Raw genomic sequence first — 21,120 nt, forward strand, 5'->3', positions numbered from 1 at the left:
CATCCATGCTCGCCATTCCTGCCATCGATCTTCGTGAAGGCCACGTGGTGCAGCTCGTGGGCGGCGAGTACGATCGCGAGGAGGTTCGGCTCGACGATCCGGTGCGCATCGCCCGGCAGTGGGCGCTCGCCGGCTTCACGCGCCTGCACCTGGTGGATCTCGACGCCGCCACCGGGCGTGGCGCCAACCGCGACCTGATCACGCAGGTGCTCGCCGAGGACGCCGCCGCCTGCCAGGTTGGTGGCGGTGTGCGCACGGAGGCGGATGTGCGATCGCTCCTCGACGCCGGCGCGGCCGCGGTGGTGCTTGGCACGCGAGCCATTGAGGATCCGGACTGGCTGGAACGCATGGCGACGGCCAACCCCGGCCGGTGCCTGCTCGCGGCGGACGTGCGCGATCGCAAGGTGGTCACCCGTGGCTGGTCGCGGACGCTGGCGCGTGACGTGCTGTCCGTGGTGGACGACGTGGCTTCGCTTCCGCTCGCCGGATTGCTCGTGACCGCGGTGCATCGGGAGGGGTTGATGCAGGGCACCGATCTCCCCTTGATGGAAGACGTCGTGGACGCCTCGCCATTTCCGGTCTTCGCCTCGGGCGGCATCGGCACCCTGTCCGACCTGCGCGCGCTCGAAGACCGCGGGGTGGCCGCGGCGGTCATCGGCATGGCGCTGTATACCGGAGCAATCGACCCGCGCCTTGTCGCGGAGGAGTTCGCGCAATGATCGCCGTGGAACGCAAGACGTCGGAAACGACGATTCGGGTCGAGATGGCCATCGGCACCGGTCGTGCGAGCGTGCGTACCGGTGTGCCGTTTCTCGACCATATGATGACGGCGCTCGCGCGGTACTCCGGACTCGACCTGACCATTGACGCGACGGGCGATCTCCGGCACCACCTCATCGAGGACGTCGCCCTGACGGTGGGCGAGGCGCTGCGCCGCGTCCTGCCGGCGACATGCGCGCGCTACGGCGAGCGAACGGTCCCGATGGATGAGGCGCTCGTGCAGGCCGTGCTCGATGCCGGCGGACGGCCGTACTATCGCGGCCCCATTCCCAGTTCGCTGTACGAACACTGGATGCGCTCCTTTTGCGACGCGGCCAAGGTGACCCTGCACCTTCGCGTGCTGCGCGGTCGCGACCGCCACCACGTTGTCGAGGCGGCGTTCAAGGCGCTCGGGTTTGCACTCCGTCAGGCGCTCGTCGACACCGGCGTGGTCTTCAGCACCAAGGGCGCCGTCTCGCTCGAGGGGGCCTGATGCTGACGCGTCGCGTGATCGCCTGTCTCGATGTCCGGTCGGGGCGCGTGGTGAAGGGCATGCAGTTTGTGGGGCTGCGTGACGTGGGCGATCCCGTGGCACTTGCCACGCGCTACGAGGCGGAGGGAGCGGACGAGATCGTCTACCTCGACATCGCGGCCAGCGCCGAAGAGCGCACGACCCTGCTCGACCTCGCCCGCCGTACGGCCGAGCGCCTCTTTATTCCGCTGACCATCGGCGGCGGCATTCGCACCGTCGACGACATCGCCGCTGCCCTGCGCGCCGGCGCGGACAAGGTCGGTCTCAACTCGGCCGCCGTTCGTCGTCCGGAGGTGCTGAGCGAAGGGGCAAGCCGCTTTGGCGCGCAGTGCATCGTCGCGAGCATTGACGCCCAATGGGAAGACGGCCGGTTTCGCGTCTACACGCACGGGGGCCGCACGCCAACCGACCGCGAAGCGGTGGCGTGGGCCGTCGAGTGCGCCGATCGCGGCGCCGGGGAAATCCTGCTGACGTCCATTGATCGTGACGGGTCGCGCGATGGCTATCACCTCGAGCTCACTCGCGCGGTGGCCGACGCCGTGACCGTCCCGGTGATCGCCAGCGGCGGGGCAGGGTCTGCGGCGCACGTCTGCGACGCCCTCATCCGCGGGCGTGCCGACGCCGCGCTCGTGGCCGGCATCCTCCACGACGGCCAGGTCACGGTGACCGCCCTCAAGCACGCGATGCGTGCCGCCGGCCTGGCCGTGCGGGAGGCGGCATGAGGCCGTCACCGGCCGTGCTCATGGAGGCCGCGCTCGAGGTTGCGCGCCTCGCCTCATTAGTAGCACTTCGGTACTATAAGCAGGACCTCGTCGTCGAAGCCAAGGGGGATGGGTCGCCCGTGACGCTGGCCGATCGCGCCGCGGAACAGCTGGCGCGCGAGTGGATTCACGCGCGCTTTCCCGCCGATGGCGTGCTGGGAGAGGAATTTGGGGAAACGCCGGGGGCCAGCGGCCGCCGCTGGGTGCTCGACCCGATTGACGGCACCAAGAGCTTCGTGCGGGGGGTCCCGTTTTGGGGAACGTGCGTTGCGGTGTGCGAAGGCAATGACGTGCTGGCCGGCGCCGCCGCCTATGCGGCGGTCGAGGAGCACATCGCCGCGGCGCCGGGCGAAGGGTGCTGGCACAATGGCGCCCGTTGCCGCGTGAGCACCGTCGATGACCTCGCGGCGGCCACGGTGCTCGTGACCGACGCGCGCAATTTCCCCTCCGCGGATCGGCGGGCCGGCTGGGAACTGCTGTCGAACCAGGCCGCGGTAAGCCGCGGTTGGGGTGACTGCTACGGGTACCTGCTGGTCGCCACGGGCCGGGCCGACGTGATGGTGGATCCGGTTCTCAATCCGTGGGACGCCCCGCCGTTCCTGCCGATCATCGAGGAAGCCGGCGGCGTCTTCACGGGTTGGAATGGCCAGCGTGATGCGTTTGCCGGTGATGCGATTGCCACGAATGGCGCGTTGGCCGAGTCTGCCCGCGCCCTACTTTGGAGCACGAATGCCCCTCGCTGATCAGCTCGACTTCACCAAGAACGGCGGCGTCGTCACGGTCGTCGCACAGGACGCCGTGACGGGTGCCGTCCTGATGGTTGCGCAGGCCGATCGCGAGGCGATCGAGCGCACGGAGGCCACCGGCGAAATGCACTACCGCTCGCGGTCGCGGGGCCTGTGGCACAAGGGCGCAACGAGCGGGAACGTCCAGCGGGTGGTTTCGCTTGAGCCAGATTGCGACGCGGACGCGGTGCTTGCGCGAGTCACGCCGGCCGGGCCGTCGTGCCACAACGGCACCGTCTCATGCTTTGCATCCACCGGGACTGCGGGTGATGTCGTGGCCGCCGTGGATGCCACGATCCAGTCGCGTGCGATGTCGCGGGCCGATGGCGGCGAGAGGCCCACCTATACGCAGCGACTGCTGGCCGACCGGAATCTCCGCCTCAAGAAGATCGGCGAAGAGGCGGCGGAATTCGTGACCGCGTGCGCGGATGGTGAGCCGGGACGCGCCACCGAGGAGGCGGCGGACCTGTTCTACCACACCCTGGTCGCGCTGCGGGCGGTTGGGGTCGGACTCGACGACGTGCGCGCCGCGTTGGCGGCGCGCCGCTAGAACGACTCGGCCAATTGGCGCGTGATGCGCGCCGGATCGCCGACGTACACCCACTGGATGTTCCGCAGGTAGCGGCGCGCTACCCGGCGCACATCATCGCCCGTGACGGCGCGCAAGTCAGCCATGAAGCGGCCGGCGGCGCGCCAGTCACCATTGTAGAGTTGGGCGCGCGCGAGGAAATCCGCCTGCGCGCTGCTGGTCTCGTTGTCGAGGAAGAACTCGGTGAGGAACTGCTGGATCAGCGGGGCCAGTGATTGTGTGGGAATCCTCACGTCCTGCAGCAGGCGAATCTGGCTGCGCATGATCTTGAGCGCGGAATCCGGCAGCGTGGTGGTGACGAACAGCTTCCCCGAAATGAGCGCCCGGTCGCGGAAATCGGCCGCCGCCGTATAGGTAAGGTTGTTCCGGGAGCGGATCTCGCTGAAGAACTGGCCCGACAGCACCGCCGATGCCACGCGAAGGGCGGCCGCGTCCCGGTCGTTGGCCGGTGGCCCGCGATAGATGCCGCTCACGTAGTTCGTGGGAAGCGCGCGCGGCACCACGGTCAGCGATGACGGCCGCTCCGGCAGCGTGTCGGGCAGCGTCCACGCGTAGTGTCCTGCCGGCAGCTTGCCGAGGGAACTCGACACCATGCGCTCAACCTGGGCCCGCGGCACATTGCCGACGACCACCAGCAGGAACCGCGACTTCACGAGTCCCTGCTGCCGCCAGCGCAGCAGCGCCTCGCGCGTGATGGCCGTCATGGTCGCGGCACTACCGGCGGGCGCCAGCGCGTACGGATGGCCGCGGAACGCGACGCTGTCCGCCACACGTGCGAGGAGGGCGTCGGGACTTTCGTTCAGCTGACGCAGCGCGCTGAGCATCTGGTTGCGCACGAAATCGATTTCCGCGGGTTCGAGGCGCGGATGGAGGAGGCGGTCGGTGAAGATGGTCCAGACCGAGTCGAGTTCTTCCGTCGTGGTGCGCATGCCGAACAACGTCCAGTCATCGCTCGCGTCGAGGGCAATGGCGCTTCCCGTGCGCGCCATGGCGCGGCGCAGCACATCCTTGGGGTAGCGCTCGGTGCCCTGTTCGCTGATTGCCAGGTACATCGGCTCGAGTCCGGCCGTCTCGGGCGTGGCGTTTCGCACGCCTCCCAGCAGGTAGAGGTTCACCACGACCAGGTTCGCCGCGCCGGCTCGGTGGATCACCGGGATGCCGTCGATGGTGTAGCTCGTCGTCGAGGTGTCGATATGCGCCGGCACCACGGGCGCATGACGCGAGGCCGATGGCAGCGTCGGGTTGATGCGCTGGGCGAGCGCTGGCATGGTCCAGCAGGCGAGAAGCAGCACGGCGGTGCGCATCAGCGGCCCCCTTCCGGTGTTGACGGCCGTTTGGCAGCGCCGGCAGGAACCGCCCGCGGCGGTGTGGTGCCCCATCGCGCCAGTTCGTCCTCCGTCAGCTTCAGCTGCGCGCGCCCCTCAGGCGAGATCAGCACGCCCACAATATGCGGGCGGTCGATGATGTACTTGCGGGCATAGTCCTGCAGCTGCGAAGGCGAGCGCCGCGCCATCTCGTCCACGTATTTCATGTAGTACTCGAGTCCGGATACGCTCCACCAGAAGCCGATGGTGTGGGCAAAGGCCGAGGCCTTCTCCCGTTCGAAGGCGCTGGACACGGCGCGTTGCGCCTTCGCCGCGTCCATTTCTTCCGTGCTGAAGTAGCCCGGCTTCAGCACCTCTCGCAGTTCGGCATCGAGCGTCTTGAGCGCGGTGCGCAACCGGTCGGGGCTCGTCTGCCCGCTCACCGTGATGGGGCCGACGTTGTTCAGCGTGTAGTAGTTCACGATCACGCCTTCCCACAGTCCGCTGTCCACCAGCCGTTTCTGGAAACGAGACCCCGGGGCATTCAGTAGATCGCTGAAGACGTCCGCGACGAACGTCGCGTCTTCGTCCTTGCGTACACTGGGGCCATGCCACTGGATCTGCACCGTCGCCGCATTGACGGCGTCCTCGTGCACCAAGCCGACGTTTCGCTGGAGCGGCGGGATGGGCGGAATAGGCGCGGCCACAAAGGGGTCCGGGCCGCGCTTCCAGCCGCCGAAGATCCGCTCCGCCTGCGCAAACACCGCAGCGGCATCCACATCACCGGCGATGATGAGCAGGGAGTTGTTGGGGATGTAGTACAGGTCCTTGATGGCCCGCATCTTCGCCGGCGTCGTCGCGCGAATGACGTCACGGTCGCCGATGGTGTTCTTTCGGCTGAACTGCGTCGTCCAGAGTCGCTTGCCCATCTCCTGATCGAACCGGAAGAACGGGGTGGACTCCTGCTGGTCGTACTCGCCGATGACCACTTCGCGCTCTCGCGTCAGTTCATCCGGCAGGAACTTGGGTGTCAGCACCGCAGCGGCCAGAAAATCCATGCCGGCCGCCAGGGAGTCTGCAGAGACCGTGAGGTAGTAGTTCACCAGTTCTTCGCGCGTGGAGGCATTGAACACCGCCCCCATCTCGGAGGCCCGATTGATCGTCTCATCGGGATCCGGATATCGGTCGTTCGCCTTGAAGAACATGTGCTCGTAGAGGTGCGCCAGTCCGGCAAATTCCGGCGTCTGCGTGAAGGCCCCGTTGCGGACCACGAGCTCGAGGGTGACCAGGGGGACGCCCTGATTCTCCACGACCACCACCTCCAGGCCATTCGGAAGCACTGTGCGCCGAATGATCTTCTCGAGATCGGCGCGCTGCGCGAGGACGGTTGGAGCCGTCGCAAGCGTCAGCGTGACGGCCAGCGCAAGAAGTCGTATTCCGCTGGCGGCTCGCGTGAACCGCCGTATGATTCGTGATCGCATCTTTATGCCCGAGAAAAGCTTGCCTGCCCCCGGCGTGCTCGCCGATCAACTCGCGTCCACCCTGGGGCGCGAGGCCCTTCGCCTCTCCGTTCCGCTTGCTCCGTACACCACGTTTCGCATCGGTGGTCCAGCGGACGTCTTGTACGATGCCACGTCGGCGGGCGCGCTCGCTACTGCCGTGGCCGCGGCACGGGCAGCCGGCATTCCGTGGTTTGTCCTCGGCCTGGGCGCCAACATCCTCGTCGGCGACCGGGGATTCCGCGGACTCGTCATTCGCAACGTCGCGCGGCATGTGGAGTTCCGCGCGGATGGCGTGGTGCTGGCCGAGTCCGGAACGGTGGTCGCTGACCTCATTGCCGCCGCGGTAGAATGCGGCCTGTCGGGTCTGGAGCACTACGCGGGCATTCCAAGCACCGTCGGCGGTGCGGTTTGGCAGAACCTGCATTTCCTGTCGCCGGCTCCGGCGCGGGAACGCACGGTGTTCATCGCTGAAGTGCTGCGGGAGGTTGATCTTCTCGATCCGTCTGGTGCGCGCCAGACAGTCCCCCGCGATGCCATGGGGTTCGGCTACGACGTCAGCCTCCTGCACCAACCAGGACACGTGGCGCTCTCCGCCACCTTCCAGTTGGCGCCGGCCGACCCCGCGATGATGCGGCAGGTGATGGAGGAGAATCTCGCCTGGCGGGGTGCTCGTCATCCGCGTCTCGACGTCTACCCGAGCGCTGGCAGTGTCTTCAAGAAGATCGAGGGCGTCGGCGCCGGGCGGCTGATCGACCAGTGTGGCCTGAAGGGATTCTCGATCGGCGCGGCGCAGATCTCCCCGCTTCACGCCAATTTTCTGGTCAACACCGGCGGCGCGACCGCGGCCGATGTGCGCGCCCTCATCGCGCATGCCCAGGCGGCGGTGGCCGCAAAATTCGGCCAGCAGCTGGAGCCGGAAATCGGTTTCGTCGGGGAGTTCTGACCAGCGTTGTTCGGTGCCGGGCTGGGTTCAGCGTGGTGAAAAAACCCTGCGCGCCAAGCCCGTATTAGAGATGCCCGCCAAGCGTGACGAGAAACCGCCATTTCTCGCTGTGGTCCACGGGTCGCGCCACCAGCAGGCCGACGGCGCCGCCGAAGAACCGAATGCCTCCGGTCAGCGTGGCGCGGATCCCGTCGCTTGCCTGTGAGACCGGCCGCCAGAGTACGAGTTTCGTGGGATCGATCACCCCGAGTTCATTCACCGCGATTTGCGCGGCTGCGGTCGTGATCTCCACCCACCCCGCTTGAATGCCGGCCGTAAGCGCCGGGGACGGACTCGGCAGCCACAACCGGCGCGTGAGGCGCAGCGGGACACTCATCACGTTCAGGCGATACATGACGACCCCGCGAAGCAGGGCGGCTCGGTCGCCGGCAAACTCCTTGAATCCGTAACCCGGCAAGGCCTCCGAACTCCCTAGCTCGAACAGCTGCTGCGGCGGCATCACGCGACCGAAGAGCTGTCCGGCCTCCGCGCGCGCGGCCACGGTCACGCGCCCGCTATTCCAGCGCATCGCGCCACGCAGTTCGACGCGTTGGTAGTCAAGGTCGCCGTCGCCGCGCTCGTAGTACGCGCGGGCACCATAACCCATGCGCATCAGTTCGCCGTTCACGTCGGGACGCCAGTCGATGGTGAAGGCGGTGCGCGCATAGCGCCCCTCGAGCACGGCACGGTTCTCCCGGAACGGATGCCGTCCGAGGAGCGCCCGATGCATCGTCATGCGGGCCGTGCGATCATCCACCACGCCGGCGTCGATCCGCGCCAGACTCCCGAACTTGTCGCGGAATAGCCGCGCCGCCGAGAGCATGACGGAACGGCGATCGACGTAATCGTAGTTGTCGTAGCCGAAGATGGCGTTGGTCGCGTTGCCGGAATCGAATGCCACGCGAAAGTCATTCGTGATGTCGAGCGAGCGCCCGGCACGCACGCCGTATCGCATCCTGGCTCGGCTGTATTCCAGAATCGCCCGTCCGCGCGCCGTTCGCTCACTCCATGCGTAGCCCGCAATGGCACGGACGGTCAGCCCTGGCGCTTGTTCGCGAAACTGCCGGGTGATGCCAAGACCCGTCCAGATCCCCTCGATGCGGTTGACATGGACCACATCATGCACGCGTTCCGGACGCACGGTGGTCCGCGGCGGTCCCGTCGCCCGCCAGAGATCGGGCGCGACGTCGTCGAAATCCGTGGCGGCGACGGCGGAGCTGGCCTCGCCGATTTCATCCCGCCACCCGTTGAAGGCCTGCATGGAGTCGGCGGGGGCAAAGGTCAGCCGATGCTCCCGAATGCCCAAGGTATCGGCTGATCCAACGCGGCGGCGCGTCGCGACCGTACTATCCGGCGCCGCGATTTCGTAGTTCCGAAAACGCGACACGATGCGGAAGATGGCGCGGGCATCACCGATGAAGGGCGCCGCCGCCTGCGCCTCGAACCGCTGGTACGACGGCAGCCAGTAATTCTGGTCTATTTCGCTGTTCACCAACTCGACGAACGCGATGCCCTGCAGGCGGGATGCCCGCAGCAGTCCGGCGCGCGGCATCGATGCACCGACGCGGGCAAAGTAGCCGCGCATCCGCACGATGTGCTTGCGTCCGGCGTCGAGGTCGAGTTCCCCGGTGAAGATCACGGTTTCCTCGGAAACATCCGCGCGCGGCTCGACCTCGACCCGCACGATCGGAATCTCGCGCTCGTTGAACCGCAGCACCATCACGGTGTCGCCGCCGCGATAGCGATACACGCGCGCATGATCCTCGGCCAGCGGATGCACGGCAAGGACCGTCGAGCGTTCCGTGTTCCGGCGGCCGACGCGCGGACGGCGGGACGTGCTGTCGCGTCCGAAGAGCAAGGCCAGCCGGTTGCCATAGAGCGACGGCACCGCCCACGCGTTGCGAAGGAACCCGATGCCGGCAAATTGGACTCCCACCGACTGCGAGCGGTAGCCAATCACGTGTTGCTCGAACGCGCCCGTGCGATCCCAGATGAGTTCACTGGCAACCTGCTCGACCGAGAACGACAGCTCACCCTTGTCCGGCCGCTTGCTGCCGATGGCGATCTCACTCTCGACCTGCGCCGTGTAGGAGCCCAGGGTTGGCGGCACGTGCCGGTTGGCGCGCACGGCCTCGGCGATGATCGCCTGCAGCTTCGCCGATTCGTACGTTGCCGTATCACGCACCGATGCCGGCGGCGGCCCCTGAATCACCATGGCCGCGAGGGCTGCGAGGGCGAAACTCATCGAACAGGCATCCCCTGAGGCGCCGCGTCAGCGCGTCGCTGAATATCGCGACCGCGCCGTCAACTTCTTCGTTTCCGGGCCGCCGCGACCCTTGTAGACGGTATCCCGCAGCCAGCCCAATTCCGGTTCCAACTGTTGCTCGGCCAGTTCTTTCTGCCAGGCCTTGGCTCGCTCCGGTGTGCCGTTGTCCCACTGGTACCCGCGTCCCTTCAGGAGATCCTTGGTCTCGAACGGCGAGTTGACCGCACGCACCAGAATCGTATGCCGGCGGCTTGATTCAATCAGGTGACGCATCGGCAGCGATCCATCATCGGCAAATGGCGTCGCGAGCACGTGGATGGCCGCCAGGCAGTCATCTTCCGCACGGTGCGCGCGGAAGTACAGGCCGGCGTGCTCCATAAGGAGCCATCCCAGCTTCACCGAGCCAAGGCCGTGCGTTTCCCACGGCACGTCATTGATGGAGCAGGCCCATGGTTTGTCCGCGAAGAACGGGAACCGCGCCTCGAGGAACGGCCGGTCGAACCGGGCGTTGTGGGCAATGACCAGCTGGGCCTGATCGGCGAGCGCCTGCACCGCGCCGGCATCAATCCGCGCGCCAGCCACCATCTGGTCGGTGATGCGCGTCAGGCGCACGATTTCGGGGGGAATCGGCCGTCCGGGATCCTCGAGCGACACGAACGGCGTTCCCACGCTGCTGATGCGCCCGCTCTTCGTGCCGAAGGTGAACGGGACGCCCGCAAATTCGATGATGCGGTCGTTCACCCACTGCATGCCGGTCGTCTCCACATCCACGAAGAGCGCCGTTCGCGCCTCGTCGCCTTCCTCGAGCGCTCCGTATGACGCGCATGGCATGAAGCGACGCAGCACCTTGAACTCGCCGGACATGTCGAGTTGCCGGGCCAGCGCTTCGTAGTCGGGGCGGTGCGTCACGAGTGTCTGGGAAGGAGGGTCGATGGCTGCTTAGAACGGCGTTTCGAGGCTCGTGCTCTGTGGTGTGAAGAGTTCCGCGCCCTCGTCGAGGATATGCATGTCGTCCTCGAGGCGCACCCCGAACTCGCCGGGAATGTAGATCCCGGGTTCATCACTGAACGTCATGTGCGGCACCAGCGGCAGTGAGTTCCCCTTGACGAGGTACGGCCATTCATGCCCGTCCATGCCAAGTCCGTGCCCCACGCGATGACTGAAGTACTTGTACCCCGGACCGTATCCTGCATCGACGATCACCTGGCGGGCGGCGGCATCCACGTCTCCGCAGGCCAGCCCCGGACGCGCCGTCTTCACGGCCGTTGTCTGGGCGCGATGCACGATCTCGAAAACGTCCTTCATCTTCTGTGTCGGCTTGCCGAGTACGAAGGTTCGGCTGAGATCGGAGCTGTAGCCTTCGACCTTGCAGCCGCCGTCTATCAGCAGGATTGAACCCTCGCGAATCACCTGGGGTGTCGCTGAGCCGTGCGGCAATGCCGAGTATTGGCCCACTTGAACGCCCGCCCCGCCGTCGAACCCAAGCTTGGTGTGGGCGCGGGCAACCAGGGCCGCGAACTCCCCCTGTGTCATTCCCTCACGCAGCGATTTCCAGGCAGCGGCATAGGCGGTCAGGGTCACCTGCGCCGCCAGACGCATCAGTGCGATCTCGTGTGCGTCCTTGACCGAACGGCAGCCAGCCGACACTGGCGTGGCACTGACAAGAGACATTTGCGGCAGTGCGTGCGCGGCACCGTCGGAGAACTGCCAGCGAACCGTTTCTTCCACACCGAGCACGCCCGTGGCGATCCCGCGGGCGCGAAGCCCTTTCGCCACCAGCGCGTACGGAGATTCGTCTTCCTCCCACGCCAGCACCTCGGTGCTGGAACCGAGCGGCCCCGTACGCGCCTGCTCGAGCGCCCGTTCCTCTTCGAATTTCGGCGTGACGAGAAAGGCATTCCCCTGCACCGGAATGATCACCGCGAGCAGGCGCTCGGAGATTCCCCAGCGCATGCCCGTGAAGTAGTCCATCGAGGTACCGCCGGTCAGCATCACGGCGTCGAGCTTGTTGGCGCGCATCAGCTGCCGGGCGCGTTCCAGGCGCTGTTGCCGTTCCGCGACGGTGATGGGTGAGGCTTGGCCGCGCATCGACTTCAGCGCCGCGATCGCTGGCGGATCATCGGTGAGCGGTGCGGCCATCGCCTCCGCCCGCGAGCTTGCGAGTACCGTCGTGGCGGCCGCCGTAGCGGAGAGACTGAAGAAATCGCGGCGGGATGTCATCACGGGCTCCGAAGCGAGGGAATCCGAAGAATCTCTCGCGCGGCATGCCCGTGCGGAAGACGTCGCCGGCGATGTAACGGCGCCCGCGGGTGCCGCGCACGTGTGCCGGCGGCGCGCTTGTTGCAGGGCTCGATGCGTGCAGGGTTTCTTCCCACGCCTTTGCCTCACACCCTGTAGGACGGGCGCCTATTTCTTTTTCCCGGCGTCCACTGCATGCTGGATCTGCGCCCACTACGGGGAGGTGGTTCCAATGCCGTCAGTGCGCAGGAGACCGGCCCGAGCCAAGCGGTCTTCTACGACGTCCGAGCCAGCAACGCATCGTCATTCCGGTTCGGTTCGACAACGCCTCATCACGCGAGTCCTCGCTGGCCTCGCGCCCTATGTGCCGGAGGGCACACTTCAGGTCGACGATTCGGGAATGATCGTGGTTGGTGTGGATGGCGTTCCCCTGGCAGTTCAGGTGGAAGAGGAGCCGCCCGTTGTAAGGGTCCTTGGGACCGTGGTCGCTGATGTGCCGTTCAGCGAGGATCTCTGCGCGTGGCTCAACGAAGTCAACGCGAACCGTTTACGCATCGGCTATGCGTATTGGAGGGATAACGAGGTCCGGTACGCCATCGAGCAGATCGCTGCTCCGTTCCTGTTGGAGCACCTGCTCGATGCCCTCGCGGCAGCATCAGGCATGATCCCAGCCTTGGCCCGAGAAGCAGCTCTCTGGTTTCCTGAGCCGGTTGTGGTTGCATGAGACAACTGACGCACACGTAGTGAAGCGTACGGGGTGCCGGCCTGATCAACCGACACCCCGTTGGCTTTTCTCGTCCGTCGATCAGCGATCGGTGCGAAGCACGGCGCGCGCCGGCGGACGGCCGTTGGCCGATTGATGCAGTCCCCACGGAATCCGTCCAGCGACACCAGCAGGACAGCGATCATGTGACACGGTGGCCCGAAATGTTACTTTCTGGCCATGACAACTCGCCCTGGACATGTCGCCAGCCCCGATGGGCTCACACGCTGCTTCTGGTGCGCCGCCGATCCACTTTACGTGCGCTATCACGACACGGAATGGGGATTCCCCGTCCACGATGACCGTCGGTTGTTCGAGAAGATCACGCTCGAGGGCTTCCAGAGCGGCCTCAGTTGGCTGACCATCCTGCGCAAGCGGGAGAACTTTCGTGCGGCGTTTGATCACTTCGACATCGAGAAGGTGGCGCGCTATACGCCACGAAAAGTCGAGCGTCTGCTCCAGGACGCCGGCATCGTGCGGCATCGCGGCAAGATTGAGAGCACCATCAACAACGCACGGCGGTGCGCTGATCTCATTGATGCCGACGGAAGCCTGGCGCAATTCGTCTGGCGTTTTGAGCCTGATCCGAAGTCGCGGCCCCGCAAATTGACCTGGGAGGTGCTCAGCACCATGGCGACAACGCCGGAATCGGTGGCGCTCTCCAAGGCGCTCAAGCAGCGTCGATGGACCTTCGTTGGCCCCACCACCATGTACGCGTTCATGCAGGCGATGGGTCTGGTGAACGACCATCTGCATGGCTGTGACGTGCGCGCCGCGGCGGAGGCAGCGCGCAAACGGCGGCGCTAACGGTTCGCTCCGGACATATCGCCGGTCTGGCGCCTCGACCGCTTTTCCGCAGCGTGGTGACGCACTACGCCTGATCGCGGCGTACCCGCACCTTCTTTCCCTTGATGGTGCTCGCCGAGAGCTTGGCGATGATGTAGCTCGCTTTCTCCTCGGGCACTTCAACTATCGAATGCCGGTCGCCGATCTGCACGGCGCCGATCTGGGCGATCGGGATGTTGGCCTCGCCGGCAATCGCGCCGACGATGTCGCCGGGGCGGATCTTCAGCTTGCGACCGGCGCCGATGTACAGCTTGGCCACCGCCCCGCCGCCCACCTTGCCGGCATGATCACGCCGTGACTGGCGTGCCGGACGCGGCATGTGCGCGTCACGGTCTCCCCCGCGCGGAACGACGCTCGGAATTTCCACCGGTTCCTGGTCGCTTTCACTCTTGCGCGCGACCATGCGAATGGCCGCCGCGGCAATGTCCATCACGTCATGCTCTTCAGCCAGCTGCTCGACGATCGGCCGGTAGCGATCAACATCCTCGTTGGTGAGGATCGCCACCACCTGATCCCGCAACTGCTCGAGCTTCCGGGTGCGCAAGTCGGCCACCGAAGGCACGGTCCCGATGTCGATCTTCTGTCCCGTGGCACCCTCGATGTTGCGCAGCATCCGGTGCTCGCGCGGCTCGGCCAGCGTGATGGCCACCCCTTCGCGCCCCGCACGCCCGGTGCGTCCGATGCGATGCACGTAGCTCTCCGACTCCCACGGCACGTCGTAGTTGACCACGTGGGTCACGTGCTTCACGTCGAGGCCGCGGGCGGCGACATCCGTGGCGATCAACAGGTCGCTTCCCCTCGCCCGGAACCGCTTCATCACGCGATCGCGCTGATCCTGACTGAGGCCGCCGTGCAGGGCCTCGGCGCGATATCCATGCGCCACCAGGGTCTCGGTGAGTTGATCTACCTCGGTGCGCGTCCGGCAGAACACCATGGCGCTCTCGGGCGCCTCCACATCGAGCACCCGGGCCAGCGCCGCCATCTTGTGCGCGCGCGGCACCAGATAGGCGACCTGGCGAACCTTCGCTACCTCTCCCGGGGCCGTCGCGGGCCGCTCGATCCGGATGATCTCCGGGTCACGCAAGTGCGCCTTGGCGATGGCCGAGATGCGCGCCGGCAGCGTCGCGCTGAACAGTGCCGTTTGCCGCTCCGCCGGCAACTCGCTCAAGATCGCCTCGAGATCCTCGGCAAACCCCATGTCGAGCATTTCATCGGCTTCATCCAGCACGACACACCGCACATGATCCAGGTGCAGTGTCTTGCGGCGAATGTGATCGAGGGCGCGTCCCGGGGTCGCGATGACCACGTCAACACCGCGCTTGAGTGAACGCACCTGCTGTTCCATGGGCGCGCCACCGTACAATGAAATCACGGCGGCGCCAAACGGTTTGCCGTACCGATGAATCGCCTCCGCCACTTGCATGGCAAGTTCACGGGTCGGCACGAGCACCAGCGCGGCAAGCCGCGCGCGGGGCGGAGCGTCGGTCGTGATCCGGTGCAGGAGCGGCAGGGCAAAGGCCGCGGTCTTGCCCGTCCCGGTTGCGGCCATCGCCAGCACGTCGCGGCCTTGCAGCAGGACGGGAATCGTGGCGCGTTGCACTGGCGTTGGCTCTTCATAGCCCAGCGCCGTCAGCGCGTCGAGCAGCCGTGGATCAAGGCCGAGCGAGGCAAAGCCCGCATCGGAGGTGCTGCTCGTCGTCTTCTTGGTCATGGTGAAATCTAGCCGCCCCTGGGCGTGGCTCCTAATTCCACGGCAGTCTGGCGAGATGGATCTGGACGCAAGGCGGGACTTTTTCACCGCGGAGGCACGGAGAGCTGCCCGAGCGCCACGGAGGAACTACCGCAACTGGGGTAACGACCACGCGCCACGCAGGATAGTGCGTGGCGCGCGTCGTAACCCCAGGAAGTTGCAGTTTCTCCGTGGCCCTCAGGTTCCTCTCCGTGCCTCCGTGGTGAGAAAGCCCCGCTTTGGGCAGCGAAATCAGTTGCCGCCGAAGAGGTAGAAGCTGGCCCCGACCGAGACACGCGAGCCAGTCGCTTCCACGCGGGACGCCGAGTAACCGCCGGTGTCATTGAACTTGCCGAACGTCCAGAGCAGGCCGCCGTCGATCGCCAGCTTGGGCGTCACCATGAACTGCGCGGTAAGTCCGGCGGTCGGGTTGGTCCCGCTGAAGTCGAAATCGCCCGTGGTGCCGTTGTAGATCTTCGAAGCGGCGGTGCGTCCCGTAATGCCGGCCGTCAGGTAGGTCTTCAGCGGGCCGGCGCCAATGAACCGCAGCCGTCCGAGCAGGTCCCACTGTCCGAGGTCGGTGTTACCTCCCGACGAACCCAGCGTGTTCTTGTCGTAGTTCACGAGCACGCCGAGCGAGCTGCCCAGCGTCAATCCGGCATGAACGCCATAGCCGGACCCAAAGTCCAGATTCTGCGCCGCGTCCTTGTAGTTGAGCGAGGCACCGGTCACCTGCGCACCGACGAACAGTCCGGTCTGTGCGTACGCCGGAACGGCGCCCAGCACGAGCAGTGAGGCGAGCATCAGCGTGAATCTCCGCATGGATCCTCCGTGAAAGTCGAGGGGAAGCCTGCAGGTCATCCGATGTCTACCCCTCAGGCCGCCCGATCGATCCCCACCACCACCCACTGGTGGCCGCGTGCCAGATACGGCGCCACGCGCTCAGGAGTCATCCCGAAGATGCCCACAGGCACGCCGGCATGGACGCACGCCGCTTCGATGGTTCGCACCGCCGCGTCGAACGCGGGAAGCTCGAACTGCTCGGGTATCCCGAGACTTCTCGTCAGGTCGTAGGGCCCGATGAGCACCCATTCGATGCCGGGAACGGCAACAATGCCGTCGATGTTGCGCACGGCCTCCGCGCTCTCCGCTTGCACCACCACCTTGGCGGCTGGCCACTGCGAGGTGCGCACCAACCGCACCGACGTCTCGGCCTGCGCGACCGTGTCGACGTTTGGCACGATGACACCATAGGCCCCGTGCGCGAGCGCATGCTTGATGTGCTCCCCGTCGAGCGTGGGCACGCGGGCGTAGCAGGGCAGCCGGCCGCCGATCTCCCGCAGCATCGTGGCCATTTCGGCCAGTCCAACGCTCGCGTGTTCGCCGTCCAGCATGAGCCAGTCCAGCCCCGATGCGCAGATGGCGTCGAGGTGCGTGCGATCCGTGGTGCGGATGAGCGTTGCCGTGCGCGGATTCATGGAACACCTGAGGCGAGTTTTCCCGTGTAATATGTGCTGTTCGTCCACCGGTGAAGTAGTTTGATCACCATGGATCGCGTCCGTGGACTGCGCCTTCTCTGGCTGACTTGTTGCGTGGGACTGGTGCTGTCGTGCGCCCGGCACTCGCGCGCACCACATCCGGATCTGGTGTTGCGGGTCATGACCTACAACATTCAGGCGGGCGGTGGCAGTCTCGAGAACATTGCCAACGTCATTCGCGCAGCCAATGCCGATCTCGTCGCCTTGCAGGAAGTTGACGTGCACTGGCACGCCCGCAGCGGCTTTGCGGATCAGGCGGCTGAACTTGCAGCCCGGCTCGGCATGACCGCACGCTTCGCGCCGATCTATGTGCTTTCCGCCAGCGAGCCCGGCGTGCCGGCGCGCGAGTACGGCGTCGCCGTGCTGAGTCGTTATCCGGTGGTGGAGTTCACCAATCACGCGCTCACACGACTGTCCACACAGTCAGCGGGAGCGCCGCCAAGCCGGATGCCCGGATTCCTCGAAGCCGCTGTCGAGGTGCGCGGAGTCCGAATACGCGTCTTCAATACGCATCTCGATTATCGCGGCAATCCGTCCGTGCGACGGCAGCAGGTGATCGAGACACTGGCCGTCATCGGCACTGCGGAGATGCCCGTCCTGATGTTCGGCGACCTTAACGCCCCGCCGTCGGCTCCCGAACTGCAGCCGCTGTTCAGCCGTCTGCGCGATGCCTGGCCGGATTCACTTGGCGCCGGCTTTACGTACCCCGCCGTGAATCCCGTTCGTCGCATCGACTACGCGTTGGTGTCGAGTGCCTTTCGCGTGCTTGATGCTCGCGTGCTCGATTCGCAAGCATCCGATCATCGGCCGCTGCTGGTGACGCTCCGTTTCCCCGTGTCTCCGTGGTGAAGAAGCCCATCCCACCAAGAACCTGCGGATGCAACACCGCTACGCGGCGCGGCTGCTTTCTCCGCGCCCGCTCGCCAGCGCCCCGATCAGCAGAATTCCCGCCACGAGTCCGAGCATCCAGAAGTTCAGGTTCTCGCCCACCCACTGCACCAGCCACTTCGACGCCAGCATCTTGACGCCGACCAGGGCGAGAATGATCGAGAGCGACACCTTCAGGTACTTGAAGCGCTCGATCAAACCCGCGAGACCGAAGTAGAGGGACCGCAGGCAGAGAATCGCGAAGACGTTCGATGTGAAGACGAGAAACGGATCGGCGGTGATGGCGAAGATCGCGGGTATGCTGTCCACGGCGAAAATCAGATCGGTCGTTTCCACGAGGACCAGCGCGACCGCGAGCGGGGTCAGCCACAGGCGGCCGTTCAGCATCACGGTGAAACGCTGGCCGTGGAACTCCTCGGTGATCGGGAAGTACCGTCGCACCTGACGCATGACCCACGTTTCGCCCGGCGCGTCCTCTTCGTCGGTCGTGAAGAGCATGCGAATTCCGGTGTACACCAGGAACGCGCCGAACAGGTACAGGATCCAGTGGTAGCGCGCCACCAGCGCCGCACCCACACCGATCATCGCGCCGCGCATGGCGAGGGCGCCCAGAATGCCCCAGAAGAGCACGCGGTGCTGCAGGTGCGTCGCGATGCGCAGGTGCTGGAAGATCAGCGCGATCACGAAGACATTGTCCATGCTCAGCGACAACTCGATCACGTAGCCGGTGAGAAATTTCACCGCCGCCAGACGGCCGTCGTTGACCTGCCGATCCACCGCATCCAAATGACTGCCGAGCCCAAGCCAGTGGTTGTGGTAGGCGACCCAGACGAAACCCGTGAAGCAGAGCGCCAGCACGACAACGCCGCTGGTGAACAGCAGCGCTTCCTTCATGCTCGGCGCGTGTGCCTTCTTGTTGAAGACGCCAAGATCAAGCGCCAGGAGGATGCCGACAAAGGCCAGAAAACCAATCCACGCCCAGATCATGAGCGGCGCTCCGGTTCGCCGTGGGTGCTCTCGTGGCTCACGTCTTCTTCTCGGCGTTGATCCACTGCGTCCATTCAACGGTCGCTTCGCCGATCGTCACCTTCTGCTGCCACCGCACCAGCGGCATCATCAACAGCAAGGGTTCCGCGATCAGCTTCTCAATCCACCGTGCGTCGTCGAGGCGCGCAACCCCAAGCCCCAGCTCGGCATAGCGCCTGCTCGACTTGTCGATCAGCGCGGTGACGCCGAATCGCTGCACCCACCGCTGGAGCTCACCCTTGCTGGCGGCCCGTTCCCTGAGATCCACGAAATGCACCTTCACGCGCCGTTCGGCGAAGAATCGCTGTGCGGATCGTGTGTCCTTCGATTTGGCCGTGCCGAAGATCTGAACTTCCATGGCCGCGAGGGAATGGGCACGCCAGGGCGCGCGGACTCGGAGTCGAAACCAGTGTCTATAATAGTTGTGTGACACCCGGGGTGCGCATACTCTCCGTTCACGTCAATCTCCAGAACGGTCCATGCCCGAACTCAAGTCTTCCTTCCGCCCCGCGTGGTGGCTCCCTGGCCCTCATCTGCCAACCGTTTGGGGCAAGAAGGTCCGCAAGCAGATCCACGCCCATGAACGCCTTGAGCGCTGGACCACCCCTGACAACGACCACCTCTCGATCGCTCGGGCGGGTTCTGTTTCCCCCGGCCGGCCACATCTGCTGGTGCTGCACGGATTGGAGGGAACGATCAACTCGAATTACGCCCAGGGTCTCCTCGCCAAGGCACATTCGATTGGCTGGTCAGCCGACCTGATGTTGTTCCGCAGTTGCGATGGCGAGGTGAACGCCGCACGTCGCATGTACCATTCGGGCGAGACCTCCGATCTCGACTTTGTCGTTCAGACGCTCGTCACGAGGCATCCTGACATAAGCCTTCGCCTCGTTGGGGTCTCCCTCGGTGGTAATGTCCTGCTGAAATGGCTGGGTGAGCAGGGTGACTTGGTCGTCTCGAATGTGGCGCGGGCTGCAGCTGTTTCTGCGCCTTGTGACCTTGCGGCCGGGAGCCGACATCTGGAACAGGGCCTCGGCCAGAAGTACGTAGACCACTTCATGGCGACCCTGAAGGCAAAGACGCTGGCCAAACGCTCCCGTTACCCTGACCTATGCGACTGGGAGCAGCTCTCTGCCGCGAAGACTTTCTGGGAGTTCGACAACTATGTCACCGGTCCCGTTCACGGCTTTGCCGATGCGCTCGACTACTACTCGAGGTCTTCGTCGATTCACGTTCTCCGGTCCATCCGGCGACCAACTCTGCTGCTGAACGCGGAAGATGACCCGTTCCTGCCACCAGCGGTGTTGAATAGAGTTCGTAAACTGTTGCCAGAAAACGACTTTCTCCATGCAGAGTTCACGAAGTCTGGTGGTCATGTTGGCTGGATCGAAGGCCCGCCATGGTCTCCGCGGTACTTTATGGAAGAGCGAGTCATCGAATGGCTCAACAGTGAGTAATATTATTTGGCTGTCAATAATATCTCGTTCGTGAGATTATTTCCAGTCTACGGCTTCTTCCATGGATGTGGCGCTGGTAGCACCTCGGCAACCGTCAGCAAGGTCGATCCGGCCCAGGCGCTTGGGACACTCCGTATGAAAGTGACCAATCCTGCTTTCGGCGCCTTTATGTCGTCCACCTTGCGACCCCAGTAGTCCGAAGTAAAGCCAACAATCTGCCCTGTTTTCACTTGGGCACCTCGGTCTACGGTTGCGGTCCACATCAGGTCGCGCTCAGCTCGAACCCTCGCATCCTCGCCAAGCCAGGTGAACTTCAGTGGATTGCGCTTTGACGGGGGAAGCATTCCGAGTTCTCCCATCACCCCCAGCATTCCGTTCACCAGCGCCTGAACATCTTCGGTATCGGTGCGCGCCCAGCGGCCAGCTTCCGCCACAACGGCCACCTTTCCCAACGACAGTGAGTAGCTGCTCGCGCTTCGGATGCTGGCTGGGTTGGAGACATCCAGATCCCGGACGATGATGTGGTCGAGCCCCATCGCCTTGCACAGGGCCAGTGACGTGCTGTCCTGAACGACGTTCCCGGTTCTGGTCCAGTACGAGTAGGGACGCAGGTTCTCGTCGATATCGCCGTTGTGTAGGTCGATCACGACATCGGCCTTGGCGATCACATCCCGTGCGATGACGTCCAGCACCCTCTCGGTCTGCGATCCCTTGGCATTCCCGGGGTAGTTCCCGTTCATCGACTTCTCGTCCACCGGATTCAGGTGCACGCGCATGCGTTCGAAACTCGCCCGGTTGATCAGCGGCACCACGATGACGGTGCCGCGCAACTGATCGGGATCAATGCGCGGAACCAGCTGCTGGGCCGCAAGAATACTCGCGTACTCCGTGCCGTGCGCCCCGCTCAGGATGGCCATCGTCTTTCCCGGGCGCGCACCGTGAATAGTCGCCACCGGGACCCAGGTCGCCGAGTCGTTGCCGGCAGGGATATCGAGCCTGGTGTATTCGACCTTCGGTGTTTGAGCCTGCAGAGAGGCAGTCAGGAGCAGCGTGACAATCAGCGCTCGCATAGTCAGACCCTGTGTTCGGGTGGCCAGCAGGAATCTCGGAACGGAGCCGATGTTCATTAGATTGGCGTGATACTGCCACTCGGTG

21 protein-coding genes are annotated in these 21,120 nt (G+C 65.2%); 10 read left to right on the plus strand and 11 right to left on the minus strand.

The window, feature by feature from the left end; genetic code table 11:
* The first annotated feature begins 5 nt into the window (after positions 1-5).
* From VGJ96_10645 to hisIE, 5 genes are read left to right on the plus strand one after another with little or no spacing between them, the layout of a single operon-like run.
* On the plus strand, positions 6-719 hold the full coding sequence (locus VGJ96_10645) for a 1-(5-phosphoribosyl)-5-[(5-phosphoribosylamino)methylideneamino] imidazole-4-carboxamide isomerase (GenBank protein HEY3287562.1): 714 nt from the start codon (positions 6-8) through the stop codon (positions 717-719).
* Positions 716-1,252 carry an imidazoleglycerol-phosphate dehydratase gene (locus VGJ96_10650; protein HEY3287563.1) on the plus strand — a complete coding sequence of 179 codons (537 nt, stop codon included), beginning with the start codon at positions 716-718 and terminating at the stop codon, positions 1,250-1,252. The genes VGJ96_10645 and VGJ96_10650 overlap by 4 nt, the downstream gene beginning before the upstream one ends.
* Entirely contained in the window at positions 1,252-2,013 is a 762-nt protein-coding gene (gene hisF / locus VGJ96_10655; GenBank protein ID HEY3287564.1) for an imidazole glycerol phosphate synthase subunit HisF, read from the plus strand. Before VGJ96_10650 ends, hisF begins: the two co-directional genes overlap by 1 nt.
* On the plus strand, positions 2,010-2,795 hold the full coding sequence (locus tag VGJ96_10660) for an inositol monophosphatase family protein (GenBank protein ID HEY3287565.1): 786 nt from the start codon (positions 2,010-2,012) through the stop codon (positions 2,793-2,795). The genes hisF and VGJ96_10660 overlap by 4 nt, the downstream gene beginning before the upstream one ends.
* On the plus strand, positions 2,782-3,387 hold the full coding sequence (gene hisIE / locus VGJ96_10665; protein ID HEY3287566.1) for a bifunctional phosphoribosyl-AMP cyclohydrolase/phosphoribosyl-ATP diphosphatase HisIE: 606 nt from the start codon (positions 2,782-2,784) through the stop codon (positions 3,385-3,387). The genes VGJ96_10660 and hisIE overlap by 14 nt, the downstream gene beginning before the upstream one ends.
* Here the strand turns inward: hisIE and VGJ96_10670 are convergent.
* Both VGJ96_10670 and VGJ96_10675 read right to left on the minus strand, forming a co-directional pair.
* Entirely contained in the window at positions 3,384-4,730 is a 1,347-nt protein-coding gene (locus tag VGJ96_10670; GenBank protein HEY3287567.1) for a pitrilysin family protein, read from the minus strand. The genes hisIE and VGJ96_10670 overlap by 4 nt on opposite strands.
* Complete coding sequence (locus VGJ96_10675; GenBank protein ID HEY3287568.1) at positions 4,730-6,211, minus strand: pitrilysin family protein; 1,482 nt, start codon at positions 6,209-6,211, stop codon at positions 4,730-4,732. The genes VGJ96_10670 and VGJ96_10675 overlap by 1 nt, the downstream gene beginning before the upstream one ends.
* Between VGJ96_10675 and murB the strand changes: the two genes are divergently transcribed.
* On the plus strand, positions 6,195-7,175 hold the full coding sequence (gene murB / locus VGJ96_10680) for a UDP-N-acetylmuramate dehydrogenase (protein ID HEY3287569.1): 981 nt from the start codon (positions 6,195-6,197) through the stop codon (positions 7,173-7,175). The two genes, VGJ96_10675 and murB, sit on opposite strands and share 17 nt — an antisense overlap.
* A 64-nt stretch (positions 7,176-7,239) precedes the next feature.
* Here murB and VGJ96_10685 read toward each other — a convergent pair whose 3' ends face one another.
* The 3 genes from VGJ96_10685 to VGJ96_10695 are packed head-to-tail and all read right to left on the minus strand — an operon-like array spanning position 7,240 to position 11,619.
* On the minus strand, positions 7,240-9,459 hold the full coding sequence (locus tag VGJ96_10685) for a hypothetical protein (protein ID HEY3287570.1): 2,220 nt from the start codon (positions 9,457-9,459) through the stop codon (positions 7,240-7,242).
* 27 nt (positions 9,460-9,486) lie between these two features.
* Entirely contained in the window at positions 9,487-10,389 is a 903-nt protein-coding gene (locus VGJ96_10690) for a 3'-5' exonuclease (GenBank protein HEY3287571.1), read from the minus strand.
* A gap of 30 nt (positions 10,390-10,419) precedes the next feature.
* The gene (locus tag VGJ96_10695; protein HEY3287572.1) at positions 10,420-11,619 is read right to left on the minus strand and encodes a Xaa-Pro peptidase family protein; all 1,200 of its coding nucleotides are present in this window, start codon (positions 11,617-11,619) and stop codon (positions 10,420-10,422) included.
* A 463-nt stretch (positions 11,620-12,082) separates the two neighbouring features.
* Between VGJ96_10695 and VGJ96_10700 the strand changes: the two genes are divergently transcribed.
* Together VGJ96_10700 and VGJ96_10705 are read left to right on the plus strand one after the other, a co-directional pair.
* Entirely contained in the window at positions 12,083-12,442 is a 360-nt protein-coding gene (locus tag VGJ96_10700; protein ID HEY3287573.1) for a hypothetical protein, read from the plus strand.
* Between the two features lie 219 nt (positions 12,443-12,661).
* Positions 12,662-13,288, plus strand: coding sequence for a DNA-3-methyladenine glycosylase I (locus VGJ96_10705; GenBank protein HEY3287574.1), 627 nt, complete (start codon positions 12,662-12,664; stop codon positions 13,286-13,288).
* A gap of 64 nt (positions 13,289-13,352) precedes the next feature.
* Here the strand turns inward: VGJ96_10705 and VGJ96_10710 are convergent, their stop codons facing one another.
* From VGJ96_10710 to VGJ96_10720, 3 genes are all read right to left on the minus strand, one after another.
* Positions 13,353-15,038 carry a DEAD/DEAH box helicase gene (locus VGJ96_10710; protein HEY3287575.1) on the minus strand — a complete coding sequence of 562 codons (1,686 nt, stop codon included), beginning with the start codon at positions 15,036-15,038 and terminating at the stop codon, positions 13,353-13,355.
* Between the two features lie 270 nt (positions 15,039-15,308).
* The gene (locus VGJ96_10715; protein ID HEY3287576.1) at positions 15,309-15,878 is read right to left on the minus strand and encodes an outer membrane beta-barrel protein; all 570 of its coding nucleotides are present in this window, start codon (positions 15,876-15,878) and stop codon (positions 15,309-15,311) included.
* 53 nt (positions 15,879-15,931) lie between these two features.
* Positions 15,932-16,534 (minus strand): aldolase/citrate lyase family protein, encoded by a 603-nt coding sequence (locus tag VGJ96_10720; protein ID HEY3287577.1) that lies wholly within the window; start codon positions 16,532-16,534, stop codon positions 15,932-15,934.
* A 69-nt stretch (positions 16,535-16,603) separates the two neighbouring features.
* Between VGJ96_10720 and VGJ96_10725 the strand changes: the two genes are divergently transcribed.
* Complete coding sequence (locus VGJ96_10725; GenBank protein ID HEY3287578.1) at positions 16,604-17,443, plus strand: endonuclease/exonuclease/phosphatase family protein; 840 nt, start codon at positions 16,604-16,606, stop codon at positions 17,441-17,443.
* Between the two features lie 39 nt (positions 17,444-17,482).
* On the opposite strand, the gene VGJ96_10730 is transcribed toward VGJ96_10725, so the two are convergent.
* Together VGJ96_10730 and VGJ96_10735 are read right to left on the minus strand one after the other, a co-directional pair.
* Positions 17,483-18,469: a TerC family protein gene (locus VGJ96_10730; protein HEY3287579.1), complete on the minus strand. Its 987-nt coding sequence runs from the start codon at positions 18,467-18,469 to the stop codon at positions 17,483-17,485.
* Positions 18,470-18,506: 37 nt separating this feature from the next.
* Positions 18,507-18,866 carry an ArsC/Spx/MgsR family protein gene (locus VGJ96_10735; GenBank protein ID HEY3287580.1) on the minus strand — a complete coding sequence of 120 codons (360 nt, stop codon included), beginning with the start codon at positions 18,864-18,866 and terminating at the stop codon, positions 18,507-18,509.
* A gap of 121 nt (positions 18,867-18,987) precedes the next feature.
* Here VGJ96_10735 and VGJ96_10740 point away from each other — a divergent pair, with 121 nt between their 5' ends.
* Entirely contained in the window at positions 18,988-19,965 is a 978-nt protein-coding gene (locus VGJ96_10740) for an alpha/beta fold hydrolase (protein HEY3287581.1), read from the plus strand.
* Positions 19,966-20,012: 47 nt separating this feature from the next.
* On the opposite strand, the gene VGJ96_10745 is transcribed toward VGJ96_10740, so the two are convergent.
* Entirely contained in the window at positions 20,013-21,092 is a 1,080-nt protein-coding gene (locus VGJ96_10745) for a succinylglutamate desuccinylase/aspartoacylase family protein (GenBank protein HEY3287582.1), read from the minus strand.
* Positions 21,093-21,120 lie beyond the last annotated feature (28 nt).

Source organism: Gemmatimonadaceae bacterium, assembly GCA_036504815.1.
In the GTDB taxonomy this organism is placed as follows: domain Bacteria; phylum Gemmatimonadota; class Gemmatimonadetes; order Gemmatimonadales; family Gemmatimonadaceae; genus PNKL01.